Genomic DNA, 19,921 nt, shown 5'->3' with positions numbered 1-19,921 from the left:
TCTGACGGATCTGTGGCAGTAACGCCGGCCCGGCTGCCCGCCGGTCGGCCACAAGCTCCGTGAGCCCTACCGGAATGTCTGGGTCCGCTTCCACAGTCCGTCGGGTCTTTGACATCAATATCACCGGCCTGCCGGTTTCTTGATAACCACGGCTTCCACGACACGGAGGTCGAGCAGGTCGCCGGCCCTCCGGGATCATGACGCCATGCAACTCCGATACTTCAATCAAACGATGCTCAGGGGCATGTGGAGGACGCCGACAGCGCCGACGCCTTCATACCTCCGGGTGAGGAGCTTCAGTGACGGCGCCGATGCCGCAACAGGCGGGCCCGGCGTCCGAGGGTCGGGCTTCTGATGCCGACTGGGAGGCTCCCTACTACCGGGTTCGGGCCGCCGGCTTCCAGGTGTTCTTCCTCGTGGAACCGGACGAGGCGATCGAAGAGGTCTGCAACGTCGATGCCGAGGTTCATCTTGCCGACGGGTCGCGCTGGAGTTCCACGATCTTCACTCTCGCCGAAGTGGATCGGCTCATGCGGAGCTGGGAGGCGAGCGGAGAGGCGGTCTCCGGGCAGTGCTTCTTCTGCGCGGACGGGCTGATCGTGCGGAATCCCGGCATCGGCAGCATGGTGCGCGTGATTGCCGGGCTCGTGGCATCCGGCGAGTTCGACGGGGTGTTCCGACGCATTGTCGACCCGTCATGATCATCCCGCGTCTCAGGGCATCGTGTTGTCCTGCATCTTTCGAATGGCCTTGAGCACCTTCTTCCCCAGGGGAGTGAGCGTCATGGGCCTACCGCGTTCCGCCCGGACCAGGAGTGGTCCACTCTCGACACGGGATTTGAGAACCCGCACTCGCGCGTCAGGTCTGGGCCATGTCCACGAAGCGCGAGTAGTGGCCCTGGAAAGCGACGGTGATCGTCGCCGTGGGGCCGTTACGGTGCTTGGCGACGATCAGGTCGGCCTCGCCCGCCCGGGGGGACTCCTTCTCGTAGGCGTCCTCCCGGTGCAGCAGGATCACCATGTCGGCGTCCTGCTCGATGGAGCCGGACTCACGGAGGTCGGAGACCATCGGCTTCTTGTCGGTGCGCTGTTCGGGGCCTCGGTTCAGCTGGGAGAGCGCGATCACCGGGACCTCCAGCTCCTTCGCCAGCAGCTTGAGGTTTCGGGACATGTCGGAGACCTCCTGCTGGCGGCTCTCGGCGCGTTTGGAGCCGCCGGACTGCATCAGCTGGAGGTAGTCGATGACGACCAGCCTCAGATCGTTGCGCTGCTTGAGCCGGCGGCACTTCGCGCGGATCTCCATCATCGACAGATTGGGGGAGTCGTCGATGTAGAGCGGCGCCTGGGAGACATCCGGCATCCGGCGGGCGAGCCGGGTCCAGTCGTCGTCGGTCATCGTGCCGGAGCGCATGTGGTGGAGCGCCACCCGGGCCTCCGCCGACAGCAGTCGCATGGCGATCTCGTTGCGCCCCATCTCCAGGGAGAAGATGACGCTCGGCAGGTTGTTCTTGATCGAGGCGGCGCGGGCGAAGTCCAGCGCCAGGGTGCTGTTGTGCGTCGGCACCATGGAACGGGTGGCCAGATAGAGGTGCGCGGGGTTCTCGACCTGCACACAGCGCACCGGCACGCTCGGCACCTCGCGCACATCCGTGATGAAGCGCCGGAACCCGGTGTCGTCCGTGGTGAAGGCGATGACGTACGGGACCGGAGACGCCCCGGCGGAGTCCCCGGGCCGCCGGGCCGGCGGGCCGCAGCGGTAGCCGAGACCCACCACCAGCTCGCGGACGTCCTCGGCGAGTTCGCGGTCGGCGACGGCGACCTCCGCGGAAGCGGTGTCCGTGGCCGCCGTGCCTGCGGTGTCCAGCAGCCCCGCCAGCAGCGCGCGGCGCTGTGCGACGGACCCCCGCAGATACTCCCGGGGTACGCGCCCGCCGTGACCGGCACCGAGCCGGGCGCCGAGGGTGCGGGGCTCCACGGGGAGGTCGCGGCCGGGGAGGTCGAGGGGAGCGGTGTTGAGGACGCTGTGGTTGAACCCCCGTACGGCGGTCGGGCTCCCGGCTGCGGAGCTCTCCGCGGGGGACGTCTCCGCGCCCGGGCGGAGCAGCGTCCCGGCGATCTCCCGGGTCGTCCTGACGGCCGGACCGGCCCCGGTTCCCGCGCCGGGCGCGGTACCCGGGGAGGCGCACGTCTCCGTGACCCACTGGTGTTCGGCGTCCGCGACGACGGTCGTACCGTCGTCGAAGGTGATCTCGTAACAGGGCCGCCCGGTCATCACCCCGGTCGCGGCGACCACCCGGTTCGGGGTGCCGTCGTGGGCGAGCAGCAGATCGCCGACCCGTACCCCGCCCATCGTCGTCCAGCCGTCGGGCGTGGGCAGCGGGGTGTCCAGGGCGAGGGCCTTGCCCATCGCGGGACGGGCCGCGATGACGATCATCTGCCCGGGGTGCAGCCCGTTCGTCAGCGAGTCGAAGTCGGTGAATCCGGTCGGTACCCCGGTCATCTCCCCGCTGCGGGAGCCGATCGCCTCGATCTCGTCGAGCGCGCCCTCCATGATGTCGCCGAGGGGGAGATAGTCCTCGCTCGTCCGCTGCTCGGTGACGGCGTAGATCTCCGCCTGGGCGGAGTTGACGATCTCGTCGACGTCCCCGTCCGCCGCGTATCCCATCTGGGTGATCTTGGTGCCGGCCTCCACCAGCCGGCGCAGTACCGCCCGCTCGTGGACGATCTCGGCGTAGTACGAGGCGTTGGCGGCGGTCGGGACCGACTGGACCAGGGTGTGCAGATAGGAAGCGCCGCCGACCCGGGTGATCTCGCCCCGTTTGACCAGCTCGGCCGCCACGGTGATCGGGTCCGCGGGCTCGCCCTTGGCGTACAGGTCGAGGATCGCGGTGTAGACGGTCTCGTGGGCGGGCCGGTAGAAGTCGTGGCCCTTGATGATCTCCACGACGTCGGCGATGGCGTCCTTGGAGAGAAGCATGCCGCCGAGGACCGACTGCTCGGCGTCGAGGTCCTGCGGCGGTACCCGCTCGAAGCCCCCGCCGCCGCCGCCGTCCCAGCCGCCGCCGTCCCTTCCGCGGTCGTGCTGGTCCTCCCGGCCGCCGCGGCGGTCACCCCCGCGGTCGTCGCGGCGGGAACGGGAGACGGGCAGACGGTCGCCGGGGATTCCGTCGGCCGCCCACGGGTCGTCCAAGGGCTCGGAAATGCTCACCCGGGCCACCTTCCTCCCGTCCGCGCAGCGGACCTCGCCGTGCCCCTTCTTTCTACGGCACAGCACTGACAAATCGAGTGGCCCGACCCGGCTTCCGGCGCGTCGAGCGACGGTCCACGTTAGGCCGCTCGCCACCGTCAGCCAATCTGGTTATCCACAGGCCATGTGGATGAGCGGCCAGATGCTGTGGAGAACCCGCCGGAACCTGTGCACGGAGCGGGGGACAGTGCTGTGGACAACCTTGGCACCCGACTTACACACAGGACCTGACCTGCACTTTTCCCATCCACCGGCTGTGGGGGAGAAAAAATTTCCCGACTGGAGCACGAACGGAACAAACAACCCGGCCGCCGACCGTCACCCTCCGCATAGGTAAGGATCACAGAAGAGTTGCGTCTATTACCTGTGGACGATTAACCTAGCCCGATGACCCAGGCCCCCGTGTCACCGAAAGCACGACGGCGGCGCCACGACCGAGAGATCGTCGCACTCGCCGTCCCCGCCTTCGGCGCCCTGGTCGCCGAGCCCCTCTTCGTCATCGTCGACAGCGCGATCGTCGGCCATCTCGGCACCCCGCAGCTGGCCGGTCTCGGCATCGCCGCCGCCCTGCTGCTGACGGCCGTCAGCGTCTTCGTCTTCCTCGCCTACGCGACCACGGCGGCCGTCGCCCGCCGGGTCGGCGCGGGCGATCTCCCCGGGGCCATCCGCCAGGGCATGGACGGCATCTGGCTCGCCGTTCTCCTCGGCATCGCGGTGGTCGCCGTCACCCTGCCGTTCGCCCCCTGGGTCGTCGATGCCTTCGGCGCCTCCGACACCGCGGGCCCGTATGCCGTCACCTATCTGAGGATCTCCGCCATCGGCATCCCGGCGATGCTGATCGTGCTGGCCGCCACCGGCGTACTGCGCGGGCTCCAGGACACCCGCACCCCGCTCTATGTCGCCATCGGCGGCTTCACCGCCAACGGCGTACTGAACCTCCTGCTCGTCTACGGCGCCGGATTCGGTATCGCCGGATCCGCCTGGGGCACCGTCATCGCCCAGTACGGCATGGCCGCCGCCTATCTCGTGGTCGTGGTGCGGGGGGCCCGGAAGCACCGGGCGTCCCTCCGTCCCGACGCCGCCGGGATACGCGCCAGCGCCCGGGCCGGGGTCCCCCTGCTGATCCGTACGCTCTCCCTGCGCGCCGTGCTGATGATCGCCACCGCGGTCGCCGCCCGGCTCGGGGACACCGACATAGCCGCCCATCAGATCGCGCTCTCCCTGTGGAGCCTGATGGCCTTCGCCCTCGACGCCATCGCGATAGCGGGCCAGGCCATCATCGGCCGCTATCTGGGGGCGGGCGATACCGAGGGCGCCCGTGAGGCCTGCCGCCGGATGGTGCACTGGGGCATCGCCGCGGGAGTGACCCTCGGACTGCTGCTGGTCGTCAGCAGCCCGCTGTTCCTGCCGCTGTTCAGCAGCGACCCGGCCGTCCACGACGCCCTGCTGCCCGCCCTCCTGGTGGTCGCCGTCACCCAGCCGATCGCCGGGGTCGTCTATGTCCTCGACGGCGTCCTGATGGGCGCGGGCGACGGCCCCTATCTCGCCTGGGCCATGGTGGCCACCCTGGCGCTCTTCGCCCCGGTGGCCCTGTTGATCCCCGCCCTGGGCGGCGGTCTGACGGCCCTCTGGTGGGCCATGACGCTGATGATGACCGTACGGCTCGTCACGCTCTGGCCCCGGACCCGCTCGGGCCGCTGGATCGTCACCGGCGCCACCCGCTGACCGACCGCCGCGGGGGTCACCGTCGCGAGCGCGCACTCGACCGGCGGCGGAAGAGGGTGTTTCACGTGAAACGGTGACCGGTCGATCACCTCGGGTCACCGATGCCGGACGCCACCGGACAGCACGAAGGGCCGTATCCGAGGGATACGGCCCTTCGCCTACTCAGTCGTCAGCTGCCGTCAGGCGGCGACGACCTCGATACCGAGCTTGGCGTCGACCTCGGGGTGCAGACGCACCGAGATCTGGTGCGAGCCCAGGGTCTTGATCGGCGCACCGAGCTCGACCCGACGCTTGTCGACCTCCGGGCCACCGGCGGTCTTGATCGCCACGGCCACGTCGGCCGGGGTCACGGAGCCGAAGAGGCGGCCGGCGTCGCCGGAGCGAACGGCCAGACGGACCTTGACGGCCTCCAGCTTCGCCTTGACCTCGTTGGCCTGCTCGATCGTCGCGATCTCGTGGATCTTGCGGGCGCGGCGGATCTGCGCCACGTCCTTCTCGCCGCCCTTGGTCCAGCGGATCGCGAAACCGCGCGGGACCAGGTAGTTGCGAGCGTATCCGTCCTTGACCTCGACGACGTCGCCCGCGGCACCGAGGCCGGAGACCTCCTGGGTGAGGATGATCTTCATATCGCTGTCACCCTTCCCTTATCGCGCGGTGGACGTGTAGGGCAGCAGCGCCATCTCACGGCTGTTCTTCACGGCCGTGGCGACGTCACGCTGGTGCTGTGTGCAGTTGCCGGTCACGCGGCGGGCACGGATCTTGCCGCGGTCGGAAATGTACTTCCGCAGCATGTTCGTGTCCTTGTAGTCCACGTAAACGGTCTTGTCCTTGCAGAATGCGCAGACCTTCTTCTTAGGCTTGCGCACAGGCGGCTTCGCCATGGTGTTTCTCCTGTGTGATCAAGAAGTGGGGATAACGAACCACCCCGGGGCCCGGAGAGGGCCTAGAAGGGGGGCTCGTCCGAGTAGCCGCCACCGGAGGAGCCGCCGGAACCGCCGGAGCTTCCGCCCCAGCCGCCTCCGCCGCCTCCACCCTGCTGCTGCTGTCCACCGGACGGCGCAGCGGTGGCCCAGGGGTCCTCGGCGGGAGCCCCGCCGCCCTGCTGGCCGCCGGGACCGGAGCCCCAGTTGCCGCCACCACCCTGCTGACCGCCGCCGAAGCCGCCACCGCCACCCTGACCACCGCGACCGGCGGTCTTGGTGACCTTGGCCGTGGCGCTCCTGAGGCTGGGGCCGACTTCCTCGACGTCCAGCTCGAAGACCGTGCGCTTCACACCTTCGCGGTCCTCGTACGACCGCTGCTTGAGCCGGCCCTGCACGACGACACGCATGCCGCGCTGGAGCGACTCGGCGACGTTCTCCGCCGCCTGCCGCCAGACCGAGCAGGTCAGGAACAGGCTCTCGCCGTCCTTCCACTCATTGGTCTGACGATCGAAGGTGCGCGGGGTGGACGCGACACGGAACTTCGCGACCGCCGCACCGGAGTTGGTGAAGCGCAGCTCGGGGTCGTCGACGAGATTGCCGACGACCGTGATGACGGTCTCGCCTGCCATGGGTGAACCTCTCGGCGGGGATTGCTTGGCTGCTTGCTGCTACTCGAACCCGATGACCTCTGAGCGGATGCTCAGTGGGTCTCGGGACGGAGGACCTTGGTCCGGAGGACCGACTCGTTCAGGTTCATCTGGCGGTCGAGCTCCTTGACGACCGCAGGCTCGGCCTGCAGGTCGATGACCGAGTAGATGCCCTCGGGCTTCTTCTTGATCTCGTACGAGAGACGACGACGGCCCCAGGTGTCGACCTTCTCGACCTTTCCGTTGCCCTCACGGACGACGGAGAGGAAGTTCTCGATCAGGGGGGCGACAGCGCGCTCCTCCAGATCGGGGTCGAGGATGACCATCACCTCGTAGTGACGCATGTGGAACCCACCTCCTTTGGACTCAGCGGCCACGGTCGTTCCGTGGCAGGAGGGTCGTGATGCGTGATGCAACGGTGTCGAGTAAAGCAGGGCCCACTGACATTCACCGGCCTACTCGGCGGGATCGGCCCGTGGCCTGGGCAGACACCGGTGCAGACCGTACAGAGTACCCGCCCGGACCCTTCCGGTTGAAATCCGGTGCCCGTCGGGCGCAATCTGTACACATCGGGTGTGCGCGGCACTACCGTGCGCCGCGCGCGGCAACGCCAGGAGGTGCCAGATGGCCCAGGCAGCGCGACGACAGACGTCCCTCTTCGCCACGGACGGCAAACCCCATCCCCTTCAGGACACCCTGGCCGGGACGACGCTGGTCCTCGGCGTCCTCGCCTTTGTGTCGTCCTGGTTCCCGGGGCTCCATCTCCTCAGCTCGTGGGCCGGTCTGATCGGCATCCTCACGGGTGGCTACGGACAGTTCATCTCGGTGACGACCCGAGAGCGCTTCATCCTGATCCTCGGTCTCGGGGCGTCGGCGGCGGGCTTCTACCTCGGCCTGGCCCACGGCGGTCTCTTCGGCGGGGTCATCGGCTGACCCCGGGACGACGGCCACTGGTCCGCCGGCCCCTCCGAGGGGCCGGCGGACCTCGTCGGCGGATCTCGTCGGCGGATGACCTGCGGGTGATCGGCAGGGTGATCGACAAGGTGATCGGCGGGGCCGGGGCCACGGCGAACAGCGGGATCGAACGCGGCCATTCGGGGCACTGCCCCCGCCCAGTAGGCTTTCGGCGCGAGAGCCGGAGCCCCTGACCCATGGGGACACACCTGCCGAGGAGCGCCCCATATGAGCCTGACACTGAGGACCATCAGCCGAGAGCAGCATCTGGCGTACATCCAGTCCCTGCCGTCGGCAAGCCACTGCCAGGTCCCCGCGTGGTCGGACGTGAAGACCGAGTGGCGCTCGGAGAACCTGGGCTGGTTCGACAAGCACGGCCAGCTCGTCGGCGCCGGGCTGGTCCTCTACCGCCAGCTGCCCAAGATCAAGCGGTATCTCGCATATCTCCCCGAGGGCCCGGTGATCAACTGGTACGCCCCCAATCTGGACGACTGGCTCCAGCCGATGCTCGCCCACCTCAAGCAGCAGGGCGCCTTCTCCGTGAAGATGGGTCCCCCGGTGGTGATCCGCCGCTGGGACGCCCCCGCGATCAAGTCCGGCATCCAGGACCCGGACGTCAAGCGGCTGCGGGACGTCGAGGCCACCCATATCGAGCCGCGCGCCTTCGAGGTCGCCGACCGGCTGCGGAAGATGGGCTGGCAGCAGGGTGAGGACGGCGGCGCCGGGTTCGGCGACGTCCAGCCCCGCTACGTCTACCAGGTGCCCCTGGCCAACCGCTCCCTCGACGATGTCCTCAAGGGCTTCAACCAGCTGTGGCGCCGGAACATCAAGAAGGCCGAGAAGGCCGGGGTCGAGGTGGTCCAGGGCGGCTACTACGACCTCGAGGAGTGGCAGCGCCTCTACGAGATCACCGCGATCCGGGACCGCTTCCGCCCGCGCCCCCTCTCGTACTTCCAGCGGATGTGGACCGTCCTCAACAACGAGGACCCCAACCGCATGCGGCTCTATTTCGCCCGCCACAACGGCGTCAACCTCTCCGCGGCCACGATGCTCGTCGTCGGCGGCCACGTCTGGTACTCCTACGGCGCGTCCGACAACATCGGCCGTGAGGTCAGGCCCTCCAACGCGATGCAGTGGCGGATGCTCCGCGACGCCTACGCCATGGGCGCCACCGTCTACGACCTGCGCGGTATCAGCGACTCCCTGGACGAGACCGACCATCTCTTCGGTCTGATCCAGTTCAAGGTCGGCACCGGCGGCGAGGCCGTCGAGTACGTCGGCGAGTGGGACTTCCCGCTGAACAAGCTGCTGCACAAGGCCCTCGACATGTATATGTCGCGCCGCTGACCCCGGCCCGGACGCCGCCGGGCCCGGGCTGCTCCCGCCCCGGCGGCCACCACCCCGTAACCTCGTAGATTCCGCACGCTTTCCCCGTTCTCGTCCCTGTCTTCCCTGTCTTCCATACACCGCAGCCACCAGAAAGGTTCCGGGCCGGCCATGGCGCTCTCCCTGTACGTCGACACCAATCGCTGGCGGGCGCACCAGAAGTCCGTGACCGATCAGTTCCCCGGCCTCGTCCCGGTCTGCAAGGGCAACGGCTACGGCTTCGGCCACGAGCGGCTGGCCGAGGAGGCGATCCGCTTCGGCTCCGACATGCTCGCCGTCGGCACGACCTACGAAGCGGCCCGGATCAAGGACTGGTTCAGCGGCGATCTGCTCGTCCTCACCCCCTTCCGCCGGGGCGAGGAGCCCGTCCCGCTGCCGGACCGGGTGATCCGCTCCGTCTCCTCCGTCGACGGCGTACACGCCCTGGTCGGCGCCCGGGTCGTCATCGAGTGCATGAGCACCATGAAGCGCCACGGCGTCTCCGAGCAGGACCTGGCCCGGCTGACGACCGCCATCGACGACGTCCGGCTGGAGGGCTTCGCGATCCATCTGCCGCTCGACCGCACCGACGGCTCCGACGCCGTCGAGGAGGTCATCGGCTGGATGGACCGGCTGCGGGCCGCCCGGCTGCCGCTGCACACGATGTTCGTCAGCCATCTGCGCGCCGAGGAACTGGCCCGGCTGCGCCAGCAGTTCCCGCAGACCCGGTTCCGGGCCCGGATCGGGACCCGGCTCTGGCTCGGCGACCACGACTCCACCGAGTACCGCGGCTCCGTCCTCGACGTGACCACGGTCGCCAAGGGCGACCGGTTCGGCTACCGCCAGCAGAAGGTGGCGTCCGACGGCTGGCTCGTCGTCGTCGCCGGAGGTACGTCCCACGGAGTCGGCCTGGAGGCGCCCAAGGCGCTGCACGGCATGATGCCGCGGGCCAAGGGCGTGGCGCGGGCCGGTCTCGCGACCGTCAACCGCAATCTGTCGCCGTTCGTCTGGGCGGGCAAGCAGCGCTGGTTCGCCGAGCCGCCGCACATGCAGGTGTCGATCCTCTTCGTGCCGTCGGACGCGCAGGAGCCGCGGGTCGGTGACGAGCTGGTGGCGCATCTGCGCCACACCACGACCCAGTTCGACCGTCTCGTCGACCACGGCTGACCACGGCTGACCACCGGCGGTCTACACACCGTCCGAGCGCTCCGGCGCGTCCTCGTGACGCCCGGGGCGCTCCGTCGTTGCGGACCCGTCCCCGTACGCCCCCCACCGCACCTTCGCGCCCTCCGGCTCGCCGTGCGCCTCCTCGTACGCCTCCGTACGCCCGAGGACGAAGACATCGTCCGCCCGGTCGAGCACACCGCCCGACGGGTCGTCCGTCCCGTCCTGGCGTACGACGTCCCGCTCCGGCCGCAGGATGTCCCGGACGACCACCGCGCAGAGGTAGAGCGTCCCCAGCAGATGCAGGGCGATCGCCAGGTGGTACCCCTCCGGTGGCAGCCCCTGCCGGGCGTCGCCGCTGGTGGTGTAGGCGAGGTACATCCAGATGCCGACGAAGTAGGCCGCCTCGCACGCCTGCCAGATCAGGAAGTCCCGCCAGCGCGGCCGCGCCAGCACGGCGAGCGGAATGAGCCACAGGACGTACTGCGGTGAGTAGACCTTGTTGGTCACGATGAACACCGCGACGACCAGGAAGGCGACCTGGGCGAACCGCGGCCTGCGGGGCGCGGCGAGGATCAGCCAGCCGATTCCGGCGCAGCCCACCACCGCCAGCATCAGGGAGTAGCGGTTGACCTCATCGGGGGTGATCAGGACGTCGAACCGCTGGACGAGGATCATCCAGAAGGAGCCGAAGTCGATGTCCCGTTCCTGGTTGAAGGTGTAGAACTTCTTCCACCCCTCGGGCGCCTCGTACATCACATAGAGGTTGACCACGAGCCAGGAGGCCGCGGCACCCAGGACCGCGGTGCCGTACTCCCGCCATCTCCCGGCCCGCCAGCAGAGCACCAGCAGGGGGCCGAGCAGGAAGAGCGCGTAGAGCTTGGCCGCCGTCGCCAGGCCGATCAGTACGCCGAAGGCCAGTGGCCTGTTCCGGGACCACATCAGCATCGCGGCGGCCGTGAGGGCCACCGCCAGCAGATCCCAGTTGATGGTGGCGTTGAGGGCGAAGGCGGGCGCCAGCGCGACCAGGAGGGCGTCCCAGGGGCGGCGCCGGTGGGTCCGGGAGACGCAGACCGCGATGATCACGGCGCAGATCATCAGCATCAGGGAGTTGGCCATCCAGTACAGCTGCTGCTGTTCCTGGAGCGATCCGCCGTCGGGCGTGAGCCAGGCCGCGATCTGCATGAAGAGCCCGGTCAGTACCGGGTACTCCAGATACTCCATGTCCCCGGGGAGCCGGTCGAAGTACGGGGTCAGCCCGTCCGAGAAGCCGCGGCCCACGAAGAGGTGCGGGATGTCGGAGTAGCAGGCGTGGGTGTACTGGGAGCTGGCGCCCCGGAACCACGCCCATTCGTAACAGGGCATCTTCTGCGCCATGCCCAGCGCGAACATCCCGATGGCGGTCAGCGCGACCACGCGTACGGGCGTGAGATAGCCGCTGCGGACCCGCAGGGCCCAGCGGCCCGCCGGTCCGCCGATCAGCTCGCTGCCGGCCGCCGCGACCGGGTCGCGCCGGGTGGGACGGACGTCGGGCCGGTCGTCGTACCGGTCGCGGCTCGTCGTCTGCGGCCCCTCCCGGGGCACGGTCGTCTCTTCTGCGCTGGGCATGGTGCACATCCTGCCGTACGGCCGTGGTACGCCACGAGGGCCGAGGGATCCGGGGGGCGGCCGTGTACGGGACACGGACCGCGCCGCCGGATGCCTCGGCCCTCGTGCGATACGGGGGTACGGGCGCGGGCGCGCCGGGCGCTACTCCTCCCGGCCCGCGATCACCGCGCCGTTGTCCGCGCCACCGTTGTTGTTGCCGTTGCCGCCGTTGTTGTTGGCGCCGTTGGCTCCATTGCCGCCGTTGGCCGCGTTGCCGCCCGCGCCACCGTTGGCTCCATTGGCCCCGTTGCCGTTGGCGCCGTTGGCTCCATTGGCCCCGTTGCCGTTGGCGCCGTTGGCTCCATTCGCTCCGTTGCCGTTGGCGCCCTCGTTGTCGCCACCGTTATTGGTGCCGCAGGTCCAGTCCTCCCACGGGTTGCAGGAGGCGGACGCGTCGGGGGAGCTTCCGCTGGAGGCGGGGGACTCGGGCTTGTCGGAGGTGGACTCGTCCTCGGACGGCTTCTTCGTCGTCTCGTCGTCCGAGGGCTCCTTCGACTTCGACGGCGGCGGGCTGGAGGCGCCACCGCCCCAGTACGCCTCGCCGACCGGGCCCGGAGCCGTGAACTCGAGCACCTTCTTGCCCTTCATGGCCTTGCCCATGAAGTCGGCGAAGATATCGGACGGGAACGACGAGCCGTGGATCTTGTCCTGGCCACCGGTGCCGAACATCTTCTCGAACTCGCGCTTGGTGTTCTTCTCGTTGTCGTCGAGCCGGTACATATCGATCGCGGTCGACAGCTGCGGGGTGTAGCCGACGAACCACGCCGACCTGTTGCCGTCCGTCGTACCGGTCTTGCCCGCCACATCACGGCCGGGGAGCCTGGCGTTCTTGCCGGTGCCCTTCTCGACGACGTCGACGAGGATGTCCGTGACGTTGTTGGCGACGTTCGGCGGGAAGGCGGTCTGCGGGTCGTCCTCGTGCTGGTAGATCACGCGGCCGTTCTTCTTCACATGGTCGACCGAGTACGGGTCGCGCTGCTTGCCCTCGGCGGCGAAGGTGCCGTACGAGCTGGCCATCCGGATGGCGCTCGGAGTGGAGATACCGATCGAGAACGAGGGGACATTGCCCTTGTCGAGGGAGCTCTCCAGCAGGCCGGCCTTGACGGCAGCCTCACGGACCTGCGGGATGCCGATATCCATACCGAGCTGGACGAACGGGCTGTTCGCCGAGTCGATCATGGCTTCCCGCAGATTGATGTTCTCGTAGTCCGTGTCGCCGTCGTTGACCTGGAGCCACTCGTTGCCCTGCTCGTTGCGCCAGATCGAACCGTCGTAGTTCTTGATCTTGAGCTTGTTCTTGCCGTTGTAGATCGCCCGGTCGGGGTCGAGCCTGGTGCGCTGGGACTGCGGCTGATCCTTGGGGCCGCCGGGGTCGCGGACGCCGTCCGTCATCGCGGCGGCCAGCACGTACGGCTTGAAGGTCGACCCGACCTGGGCGCCGGTGTTGTCGGAGTTGTTGGTGAAGTGCTTGGTCGCGTCGGCCCCGCCGTAGATCGCGCGGATCGCACCGGTCCCGGGCTCCACCGAGGCGCCGCCGAACTGGACGTTCGTATCGGTCTTGGGACGCTTCTCCGGGTCGATGTTCTTGTCGTAGACCTTCTTGACGGACGCTTCCAGATCCTTGACCAGCTTCTTGTCGAAGGTCGTGTGGATCTGGTAGCCGCCGAGGGAGAGATCGGTGACCGAGATGTCCTTGTTGTTGGCGAGGAAGTTGGCCTTGGCCAGGTCGACCAGATAGCCGACCTGCCCACCGAGCTTGGCCTGCTTGGAGGGCGGCTCGACATCGGGGAACTTCAGGTTCTTCCGCTCCGCGGCGTCGAGGTGGCCGTCCTTGACCATCTCGTCGAGGACCCAGTTCCAGCGGTCGGTCACCCGCTTCAGGTTGGCCTCCCGGGTCGCCGCCGGGTCCAGGTCGGTGGCCCCCGCCGGGTCGTAGTAGGTCGCGCCCTTGAGCAGGGTGGTCAGAAACGCGGACTCGGCGACGGTCAGCTTCGAGGCGTCCGTGTCGAGATACGTCCGCGCCGCCGCCTGGATCCCGTAGGCGTTGCGCCCGAAGTACGAGGTGTTCAGATAGCCGGCCATGATCTGCGGCTTCTCGATCTGGTTGCCGACCTTGATCGAGATGAACAGTTCCTTGAACTTCCGGCTGATGGTCTGGGACTGGTCACCGAGCATGGCGTTCTTCACATACTGCTGGGTGATCGTCGAGCCGCCCTGGGTCTGCTGGCCCTTGGCCATGTTCACCAGGGCCCGGCTGATGCCCTTGGGGTCGATGCCGGAGTCGTCGTCGAAGGTCTTGTTCTCCGCGGACTTCACGGCGTTCTGCATATGGTCCGGGATCTGCTCGATCCCGACGTTCTGCCGGTTGACCTCACCGCCGGTCGCGGCCATCTGGGTGCCGTCGGCCCAGAAGTAGACGTTGTTCTCGGCCTCGGCCGCCTTGCGGGGGTCGGGGACGTCCACCCAGGCGTACGCCAGCGCCGCGGCGCCCATCATCACGCCCAGGAACCCCAGCGTGATCCCGCTGACCAGCTTCCACGAGGGCAGCCAGCGGCGCCAGCCGTCCTTGTCGTACCGCGGATAGTCGACCAGCCGCCGCTTGCGGGGGCCGCCGCCGTGGTCGTGGTGCCCCGCACCGCCGCCCCGGCGACCGCCGCGGCCTCCCCGTCCGCCGCCACCGGCGGCGTCGGGTTCCCCGCGGCGGCGGCCGCCGCGCTTCGCGGCCCGCCTGGCCTCGGCTCGGCCCCCGTAGGGCCGCTCCTCACCATGGGAGGCGGCAGGGGAGAACGGCCCGTTCTCCCCGGTGGGTGCCGCGCGGTGGTCGGATGGCTGCGGGGCTGCGCGCCTGGCAGCCGCCCGTCCGCCACCTTGGGGCTGCGGCGGTTTGCGACGGTGCTCGCTCATCGAACGATTACTCCTCGGGCAGGCGAAACGCCTGGAAACGGCATTTGACTTCCGGTCCCCCCGACATGGACACGGACCGGCCACACGAGGGGCTCGTCCGCACTGCATCCACGGCGATGACGACTGAGACCGTCAGGTGGTTCCCGGTGTCTGCATCCGCACAGACTACGCACGTACAAAACCTTCCTGATCCTGAAGTTCACCCCATATCAGGCAAGTTGACCATGACGAATTGGCGATGTGATCCCGTTCACCATGGCCCCCCTTGTCGCCGGCGCCTCACCGCCCTATCGTGCTGATGTATCGACTCGATACATCAGCACGAGATAAGACTCGGGGCGACATGAAGGGAGGCCGGGGTGAGCAGGCGCTCGGGAATTCTTGAGTTCGCCGTACTCGGCCTCCTCCGTGAAGCCCCGATGCACGGGTACGAGCTGCGGAAACGGCTCAATACCTCCTTGGGGATCTTCCGGGCCTTCAGTTACGGGACCCTGTACCCCTGCCTCAAGACGCTGGTCGCCAACGGCTGGTTGATCGAGGAACCGGGAAGCGCCACCGACGACGCCCTGGCCGCTCCGCTCTCAGGGCGTCGCGCCAAGATCGTCTACCGGCTGACCGCGGAGGGGAAAGAGCACTTCGAGGAGCTGCTCTCGCACACCGGCCCCGACAGCTGGGAGGACGAGCACTTCGCGGCTCGGTTCGCCTTCTTCGGGCAGACGGAGCGCGAAGTACGGATGCGGGTGCTGGAAGGCCGCCGCAGCCGGCTGGAGGAGCGTCTGGAGAAGATGCGCGCCTCCCTCGCCCGCACCCGTGAACGCCTCGACGACTACACGCTGGAGCTCCAGCGCCACGGAATGGAGTCCGTGGAGCGCGAAGTGCGCTGGCTGAACGAGCTCATCGAGAGCGAGCGGGCGGGACGGGATCAGCGACGCTCCTCCCCCGACTCCTCGTCTCGGCGGCGGAACACCGCGGCGTCCGAGGACGGCCTGCCCCGGCGTGGGAGCGCGGAGACCTCCGGAGGCACCGCCTCCGGGGCCGCCACCCCGCCGGATCCGTCCGAGGACACCGCCAACTGAGACCCGCGGTCCGCGGGTCTCATCCGGAATACCGAAATCACACAGGGAGCAACCGGAATGGGTTCGGTTCGCGTAGCCATCGTCGGCGTGGGCAACTGCGCCGCCTCGCTGGTGCAGGGCGTCGAGTACTACAAGGACGCCGACCCGGCCGGCAAGGTGCCGGGTCTGATGCACGTCCAGTTCGGGGACTACCACGTCCGGGACGTCGAGTTCGTGGCCGCCTTCGACGTGGACGCCAAGAAGGTCGGTCTCGACCTGGCGGACGCCATCGGCGCCAGCGAGAACAACACCATCAAGATCTGCGACGTGCCGAACACCGGCACCACGGTGCAGCGCGGCCACACCCTCGACGGTCTGGGCAAGTACTACCGCGAGACCATCGAGGAGTCCCCCGAGGCCCCGGTCGACGTCGTCCAGATCCTCAAGGACAAGCAGGTCGACGTTCTGGTCTGCTACCTGCCCGTCGGTTCCGAGGACGCGGCGAAGTTCTACGCCCAGTGCGCGATCGACGCCAAGGTCGGTTTCGTCAACGCCCTTCCCGTCTTCATCGCGGGCACCAAGGAGTGGGCGGACAAGTTCACCGAGGCGGGCGTCCCGATCGTCGGCGACGACATCAAGTCGCAGGTCGGCGCCACCATCACCCACCGGGTGATGGCGAAGCTCTTCGAGGACCGGGGTGTCGTCCTCGACCGCACGATGCAGCTGAACGTCGGCGGCAACATGGACTTCAAGAACATGCTGGAGCGGGACCGGCTGGAGTCCAAGAAGATCTCGAAGACGCAGGCCGTCACCTCGCAGATCCCCGACCGCGAGCTGGGCGAGAAGAACGTCCACATCGGTCCGTCCGACTACGTCGCCTGGCTCGACGACCGCAAGTGGGCCTACGTCCGCCTGGAGGGCCGCGCGTTCGGCGACGTCCCGCTGAACCTGGAGTACAAGCTCGAGGTCTGGGACTCCCCGAACTCGGCCGGTGTCATCATCGACGCGCTGCGCGCCGCGAAGATCGCCAAGGACCGCGGTATCGGCGGCCCGATCCTCTCGGCCAGCAGCTACTTCATGAAGAGCCCGCCGGTCCAGTACTTCGACGACGAGGCCCGCGAGAGCGTCGAGAAGTTCATCAAGGGCGAGGTCGAGCGCTGATCCCGCCGTGGACCGGGCCCGACCGCGGCCCGGTCCACCCGGACGGTGGTCCGGGCGTCATGACCACCGCACCGGCCGTACGCCGCCCCCGTCCGCGCGGGCGGTGAGTGCGGCACGGCGTACCCGTGCGGAGGGCCCCCGGTGGATTACCGGGGGCCCTCCGCGTCCGCGCGGCACTCGTGTGTGACTCTTGTCCGCATGCCCGTCGTACGTGATCTGCGCGTACTCCTGCGCCTGACCGACTTCCGCCGCCTGCTGACGGTCCGGCTGCTCTCCCAGACAGCGGACGGCGTCTACCAGGTGGCGCTCGCCGCGTATGTGGTCTTCTCCCCCGAGAAACAGACCTCGCCCGCCGCCATCGCCTCGGCCATGGCCGTACTGCTGCTGCCGTACTCGTTGATCGGCCCCTTCGCCGGGGTGCTCCTCGACCGCTGGCGGCGCCGCCAGGTCCTGCTCTACGGCAATCTGCTGCGGGCCGTCCTCGCCTGCGGCACCGCCCTGCTGATCCTGGCCTCCGTACCCGACTGGCTCTTCTACGTCTCGGCCCTGTCGGTCACGGCCATCAACCGATTCGTCCTGGCCGGACTCTCCGCCTCGCTGCCGCGGGTCGTCGACGACGAGCGTCTGGTGATCGCCAACGCCCTCTCGCCCACGGCGGGCACCCTGGCCGCCACCGCGGGCGGCGGGCTCGCCTTCGGCGTACGGCTGATCGCCGACGACTCCGACGCCGCCGTCGTCCTGCTGGGGGCGACCCTCTATCTCTGTGCGGCGCTCGCGTCCCTGCGGATGGGACGGGAGCTGCTCGGCCCCGATCCGGACCAGGTCCAGCCCCGACTGTCGGCCGCCGTCGCCTCCACGGCACACGGGCTGGTCTCCGGGGTGCGCCATCTCGCCCGGCGTCCGGCGGCGGCCCGGGCCCTGACCGCGATCACCCTGATGCGCTTCTGCTACGGCGCCCTGCTGGTGACCGTCCTGATGCTCTGCCGGTACGCCTGGTACAGCGACGAACAGGACGGGCTCGCCCTGCTGGGGGTCGCGCTCGCCGTCTCCGGGGCCGGTTTCCTCGTCGCGGCCCTGATCACTCCCTGGACCATCGGCCGGATGGGCCCGTACGGCTGGATGATCTGCTGCGCGGCGACGGCGGCGGTCCTCGTCCCGGCGCTCGGCCTCCCCTTCGCCCCCGGGCCGATACTGGTCGCGGCCTTCGTTCTGGGGCTGGTCACCCAGGGCGCGAAGATCACCACCGATACCGTCGTCCAGACCTCCGTGGACGACGCCTACCGGGGCCGGATCTTCTCCCTCTACGACGTGCTCTTCAATGTGTCCTTTGTCGGGGCGGCGGGCGTCGCCGCGCTGATGCTGCCGCCGGACGGCCGCTCGGCCGTCCTGGTGGTGATGGTGGCGGTGATCTACGCGGGGATCGCCCTCACGCTCTGGAACTGGCACCGCCGCGATCCCGCCCGGATCCCGACAGCCGCCGGATCCGCGGACTGATCGGTCGCGGACGGCCGCGGTGCGGTGTTTCACGTGAAACGTCGCAACGTCGCAACGACGCAACGACGCAGAACGGCCCGCTCCGGCACACGACAACGGGGGCATGTTTCACGTGAAACATGCCCCCGCTCCGATCCGGCTCAGCCCTGAGCGGCCCACCACTCCTTGAGCGCCCCGACCGCGGCGTCGTACTCCATCGGCCCGTGCTCCAGCCGCAGCTCCAGCAGATGCGCGTACGCCTTGCCGATCATCGGCCCGGGACCGATCCCCAGGACCTCCTGGATCTGGTTGCCGTCGAGGTCGGGCCGGATGGCGTCCAGCTCCTCCTGCTGCTGGAGCTGGGCGATCCGCTCCTCAAGACCGTCGTACGTCCGGGAGAGCGTGGCGGCCTTGCGCTTGTTCCGGGTGGTGCAGTCCGAGCGGGTCAGCTGGTGGAGCCGGGTGAGCAGCGGTCCGGCGTCCCGGACGTAGCGGCGCACCGCGGAGTCGGTCCACTCGCCGTCCCCGTACCCGTGGAAGCGCAGATGCAGCTCCACCAGCCGGGAGACGTCCCGGACCAGTTCATTGGAGTACTTGAGCGCCATCATCCGCTTCTTGGTCATCTTCGCGCCGACCACCTCGTGGTGGTGGAAGGAGACCCGGCCGTCCTTCTCGAAGCGGCGGGTGCGCGGCTTGCCGATGTCATGGAGCAGCGCGGAGAGCCGGAGCACCAGGTCCGGTCCGTCCTCCTCCAGATCGATCGCCTGCTCCAGCACGGTGAGGGAGTGCTCGTATACGTCCTTGTGCCGGTGGTGCTCGTCGCTCTCCAGCCGCAGGGCGGGCAGCTCGGGCAGGACATGGCCGGCCAAGCCGGAGTCGACGAGCAGGGCCAGTCCCTGCCGGGGGCGGCCAGAGAGCAGCAGCTTGTTCAGCTCGTCCCGGACCCGCTCGGCGGAGACGATCGTGATCCGCTCGGCCATCTCCTTCATCGCGGCGACGACCTCGGGGGCCACCTCGAAGCCGAGCTGGGCCGCGAAACGGGCGGCGCGCATCATCCGCAGCGGGTCGTCCGAGAAGGACTCCTCGGGGGTGCCCGGGGTTCGCAGCACCCGGGCCGCGAGGTCCTCCAGGCCGTGGTGCGGGTCGATGAACTCCTTCTCCGGGAGCGCGACGGCCATCGCGTTCACGGTGAAGTCGCGGCGGACCAGGTCCTCCTCGATGGAGTCGCCGTACGAGACCTCCGGCTTACGGGACGTCCGGTCGTATGCCTCGGAGCGGTAGGTCGTGATCTCGATCTGGTAGCCGCTCTTCTGCGCCCCGACGGTGCCGAAGGCGATCCCGACGTCCCACACCGAGTCGGCCCAGGGCCGGACGATCGCGAGGACGTCCTCGGGGCGGGCGTCGGTCGTGAAGTCGAGGTCGTTGCCGAGCCGGCCGAGCAGTGCGTCCCGGACCGAGCCGCCGACCAGGGCGAGGCGGAATCCCGCGGCCCGGAACCGGTGGGCGAGATCGTCCGCGACAGGGGCTACTCGCAGTAGCTCGATCACCGCGCGGTGTTGCACCTGACTCAGTGCGGAAGGGGTGTCTTCATTGGCGTTCGGCACAACAGAAGAGGGTACGTCCCCCGGCCCGTGGGGGTCTCCCGGAATAGCGCGAC

Annotated in this window: 16 protein-coding genes; 8 read left to right on the top strand and 8 right to left on the bottom strand. The window is 68.9% G+C overall.

All coding sequences use genetic code 11. The features are described 5' to 3' along the window. The first annotated feature begins 299 nt into the window (after nucleotides 1-299). Nucleotides 300-701 carry a hypothetical protein gene (locus tag ACFXG1_RS24505; RefSeq protein ID WP_384711443.1) on the top strand — a complete coding sequence of 134 codons (402 nt, stop codon included), beginning with the start codon at nucleotides 300-302 and terminating at the stop codon, nucleotides 699-701. A 157-nt stretch (nucleotides 702-858) separates the two neighbouring features. Here ACFXG1_RS24505 and dnaB read toward each other — a convergent pair whose 3' ends face one another. After that, the gene (dnaB, locus tag ACFXG1_RS24500; RefSeq protein ID WP_384711440.1) at nucleotides 859-3,207 is read right to left on the bottom strand and encodes a replicative DNA helicase; all 2,349 of its coding nucleotides are present in this window, start codon (nucleotides 3,205-3,207) and stop codon (nucleotides 859-861) included. Between the two features lie 426 nt (nucleotides 3,208-3,633). Here dnaB and ACFXG1_RS24495 point away from each other — a divergent pair, with 426 nt between their 5' ends. Further along, nucleotides 3,634-4,971, top strand: coding sequence for an MATE family efflux transporter (locus ACFXG1_RS24495; protein ID WP_384744548.1), 1,338 nt, complete (start codon nucleotides 3,634-3,636; stop codon nucleotides 4,969-4,971). Nucleotides 4,972-5,150: 179 nt separating this feature from the next. Here the strand turns inward: ACFXG1_RS24495 and rplI are convergent, their stop codons facing one another. The 4 genes from rplI to rpsF all read right to left on the bottom strand — a co-directional run bounded on the left by rplI (nucleotide 5,151) and on the right by rpsF (nucleotide 6,885). Beyond that, entirely contained in the window at nucleotides 5,151-5,597 is a 447-nt protein-coding gene (rplI, locus tag ACFXG1_RS24490; protein WP_384712445.1) for a 50S ribosomal protein L9, read from the bottom strand. A gap of 18 nt (nucleotides 5,598-5,615) precedes the next feature. Further along, a complete protein-coding gene (gene rpsR / locus ACFXG1_RS24485; protein ID WP_006348076.1) occupies nucleotides 5,616-5,852 on the bottom strand; it encodes a 30S ribosomal protein S18 in 237 nt (78 codons plus the stop codon). A gap of 62 nt (nucleotides 5,853-5,914) precedes the next feature. Beyond that, nucleotides 5,915-6,523, bottom strand: a complete 609-nt coding sequence (locus ACFXG1_RS24480) for a single-stranded DNA-binding protein (RefSeq protein WP_384712442.1) — start codon at nucleotides 6,521-6,523, stop codon at nucleotides 5,915-5,917. 71 nt (nucleotides 6,524-6,594) lie between these two features. Beyond that, nucleotides 6,595-6,885: a 30S ribosomal protein S6 gene (rpsF, locus tag ACFXG1_RS24475; protein ID WP_005482942.1), complete on the bottom strand. Its 291-nt coding sequence runs from the start codon at nucleotides 6,883-6,885 to the stop codon at nucleotides 6,595-6,597. Nucleotides 6,886-7,165: 280 nt separating this feature from the next. On the opposite strand from rpsF, the gene ACFXG1_RS24470 reads away from it, so the two are divergent. From ACFXG1_RS24470 to ACFXG1_RS24460, 3 genes are all read left to right on the top strand, one after another. Further along, nucleotides 7,166-7,474, top strand: coding sequence for a hypothetical protein (locus ACFXG1_RS24470; RefSeq protein WP_384712439.1), 309 nt, complete (start codon nucleotides 7,166-7,168; stop codon nucleotides 7,472-7,474). A 249-nt stretch (nucleotides 7,475-7,723) separates the two neighbouring features. After that, a complete protein-coding gene (locus ACFXG1_RS24465) occupies nucleotides 7,724-8,842 on the top strand; it encodes a lipid II:glycine glycyltransferase FemX (protein ID WP_384712436.1) in 1,119 nt (372 codons plus the stop codon). 150 nt (nucleotides 8,843-8,992) lie between these two features. Beyond that, nucleotides 8,993-10,027 carry an alanine racemase gene (locus tag ACFXG1_RS24460; RefSeq protein WP_384712433.1) on the top strand — a complete coding sequence of 345 codons (1,035 nt, stop codon included), beginning with the start codon at nucleotides 8,993-8,995 and terminating at the stop codon, nucleotides 10,025-10,027. A gap of 21 nt (nucleotides 10,028-10,048) precedes the next feature. Here the strand turns inward: ACFXG1_RS24460 and ACFXG1_RS24455 are convergent, their stop codons facing one another. Further along, nucleotides 10,049-11,632, bottom strand: a complete 1,584-nt coding sequence (locus tag ACFXG1_RS24455) for a glycosyltransferase family 87 protein (RefSeq protein ID WP_384712430.1) — start codon at nucleotides 11,630-11,632, stop codon at nucleotides 10,049-10,051. Nucleotides 11,633-11,773: 141 nt separating this feature from the next. Continuing rightward, complete coding sequence (locus ACFXG1_RS24450; RefSeq protein ID WP_384712427.1) at nucleotides 11,774-14,575, bottom strand: transglycosylase domain-containing protein; 2,802 nt, start codon at nucleotides 14,573-14,575, stop codon at nucleotides 11,774-11,776. A 359-nt stretch (nucleotides 14,576-14,934) separates the two neighbouring features. On the opposite strand from ACFXG1_RS24450, the gene ACFXG1_RS24445 reads away from it, so the two are divergent. The 3 genes from ACFXG1_RS24445 (at nucleotide 14,935) to ACFXG1_RS24435 (ending at nucleotide 18,285) form a co-directional block, all read left to right on the top strand. Next, nucleotides 14,935-15,651 carry a helix-turn-helix transcriptional regulator gene (locus ACFXG1_RS24445; protein WP_384712424.1) on the top strand — a complete coding sequence of 239 codons (717 nt, stop codon included), beginning with the start codon at nucleotides 14,935-14,937 and terminating at the stop codon, nucleotides 15,649-15,651. A gap of 57 nt (nucleotides 15,652-15,708) precedes the next feature. Beyond that, a complete protein-coding gene (locus tag ACFXG1_RS24440; RefSeq protein ID WP_384712421.1) occupies nucleotides 15,709-16,791 on the top strand; it encodes an inositol-3-phosphate synthase in 1,083 nt (360 codons plus the stop codon). Nucleotides 16,792-16,989: 198 nt separating this feature from the next. Next, nucleotides 16,990-18,285, top strand: coding sequence for an MFS transporter (locus ACFXG1_RS24435; RefSeq protein ID WP_384744543.1), 1,296 nt, complete (start codon nucleotides 16,990-16,992; stop codon nucleotides 18,283-18,285). Between the two features lie 140 nt (nucleotides 18,286-18,425). Here ACFXG1_RS24435 and ACFXG1_RS24430 read toward each other — a convergent pair whose 3' ends face one another. After that, nucleotides 18,426-19,868: a CCA tRNA nucleotidyltransferase gene (locus tag ACFXG1_RS24430; protein ID WP_384715270.1), complete on the bottom strand. Its 1,443-nt coding sequence runs from the start codon at nucleotides 19,866-19,868 to the stop codon at nucleotides 18,426-18,428. Nucleotides 19,869-19,921 lie beyond the last annotated feature (53 nt).

The sequence above is a fragment of the Streptomyces sp. NPDC059248 genome (assembly GCF_042753905.1).
Taxonomy (GTDB): domain Bacteria; phylum Actinomycetota; class Actinomycetes; order Streptomycetales; family Streptomycetaceae; genus Streptomyces.
The sequence above is the reverse complement of the archived record's forward strand: the minus strand, read 5'-3'. Positions and strand labels throughout refer to the sequence as shown.

Coding starts and splice junctions, on each gene's coding strand:
- rpsR (WP_006348076.1), bottom strand. CDS start 5,852: ATGGCGAAGCCGCCTGTGCGCAAGCCTAAGAAGAAGGTCTGCGCATTC.
- rplI (WP_384712445.1), bottom strand. CDS start 5,597: ATGAAGATCATCCTCACCCAGGAGGTCTCCGGCCTCGGTGCCGCGGGC.
- ACFXG1_RS24465 (WP_384712436.1), top strand. CDS start 7,724: ATGAGCCTGACACTGAGGACCATCAGCCGAGAGCAGCATCTGGCGTAC.
- ACFXG1_RS24480 (WP_384712442.1), bottom strand. CDS start 6,523: ATGGCAGGCGAGACCGTCATCACGGTCGTCGGCAATCTCGTCGACGAC.
- rpsF (WP_005482942.1), bottom strand. CDS start 6,885: ATGCGTCACTACGAGGTGATGGTCATCCTCGACCCCGATCTGGAGGAG.
- ACFXG1_RS24440 (WP_384712421.1), top strand. CDS start 15,709: ATGGGTTCGGTTCGCGTAGCCATCGTCGGCGTGGGCAACTGCGCCGCC.
- ACFXG1_RS24495 (WP_384744548.1), top strand. CDS start 3,634: ATGACCCAGGCCCCCGTGTCACCGAAAGCACGACGGCGGCGCCACGAC.
- ACFXG1_RS24460 (WP_384712433.1), top strand. CDS start 8,993: ATGGCGCTCTCCCTGTACGTCGACACCAATCGCTGGCGGGCGCACCAG.
- ACFXG1_RS24455 (WP_384712430.1), bottom strand. CDS start 11,632: ATGCCCAGCGCAGAAGAGACGACCGTGCCCCGGGAGGGGCCGCAGACG.
- ACFXG1_RS24435 (WP_384744543.1), top strand. CDS start 16,990: ATGCCCGTCGTACGTGATCTGCGCGTACTCCTGCGCCTGACCGACTTC.
- ACFXG1_RS24470 (WP_384712439.1), top strand. CDS start 7,166: ATGGCCCAGGCAGCGCGACGACAGACGTCCCTCTTCGCCACGGACGGC.
- ACFXG1_RS24450 (WP_384712427.1), bottom strand. CDS start 14,575: ATGAGCGAGCACCGTCGCAAACCGCCGCAGCCCCAAGGTGGCGGACGG.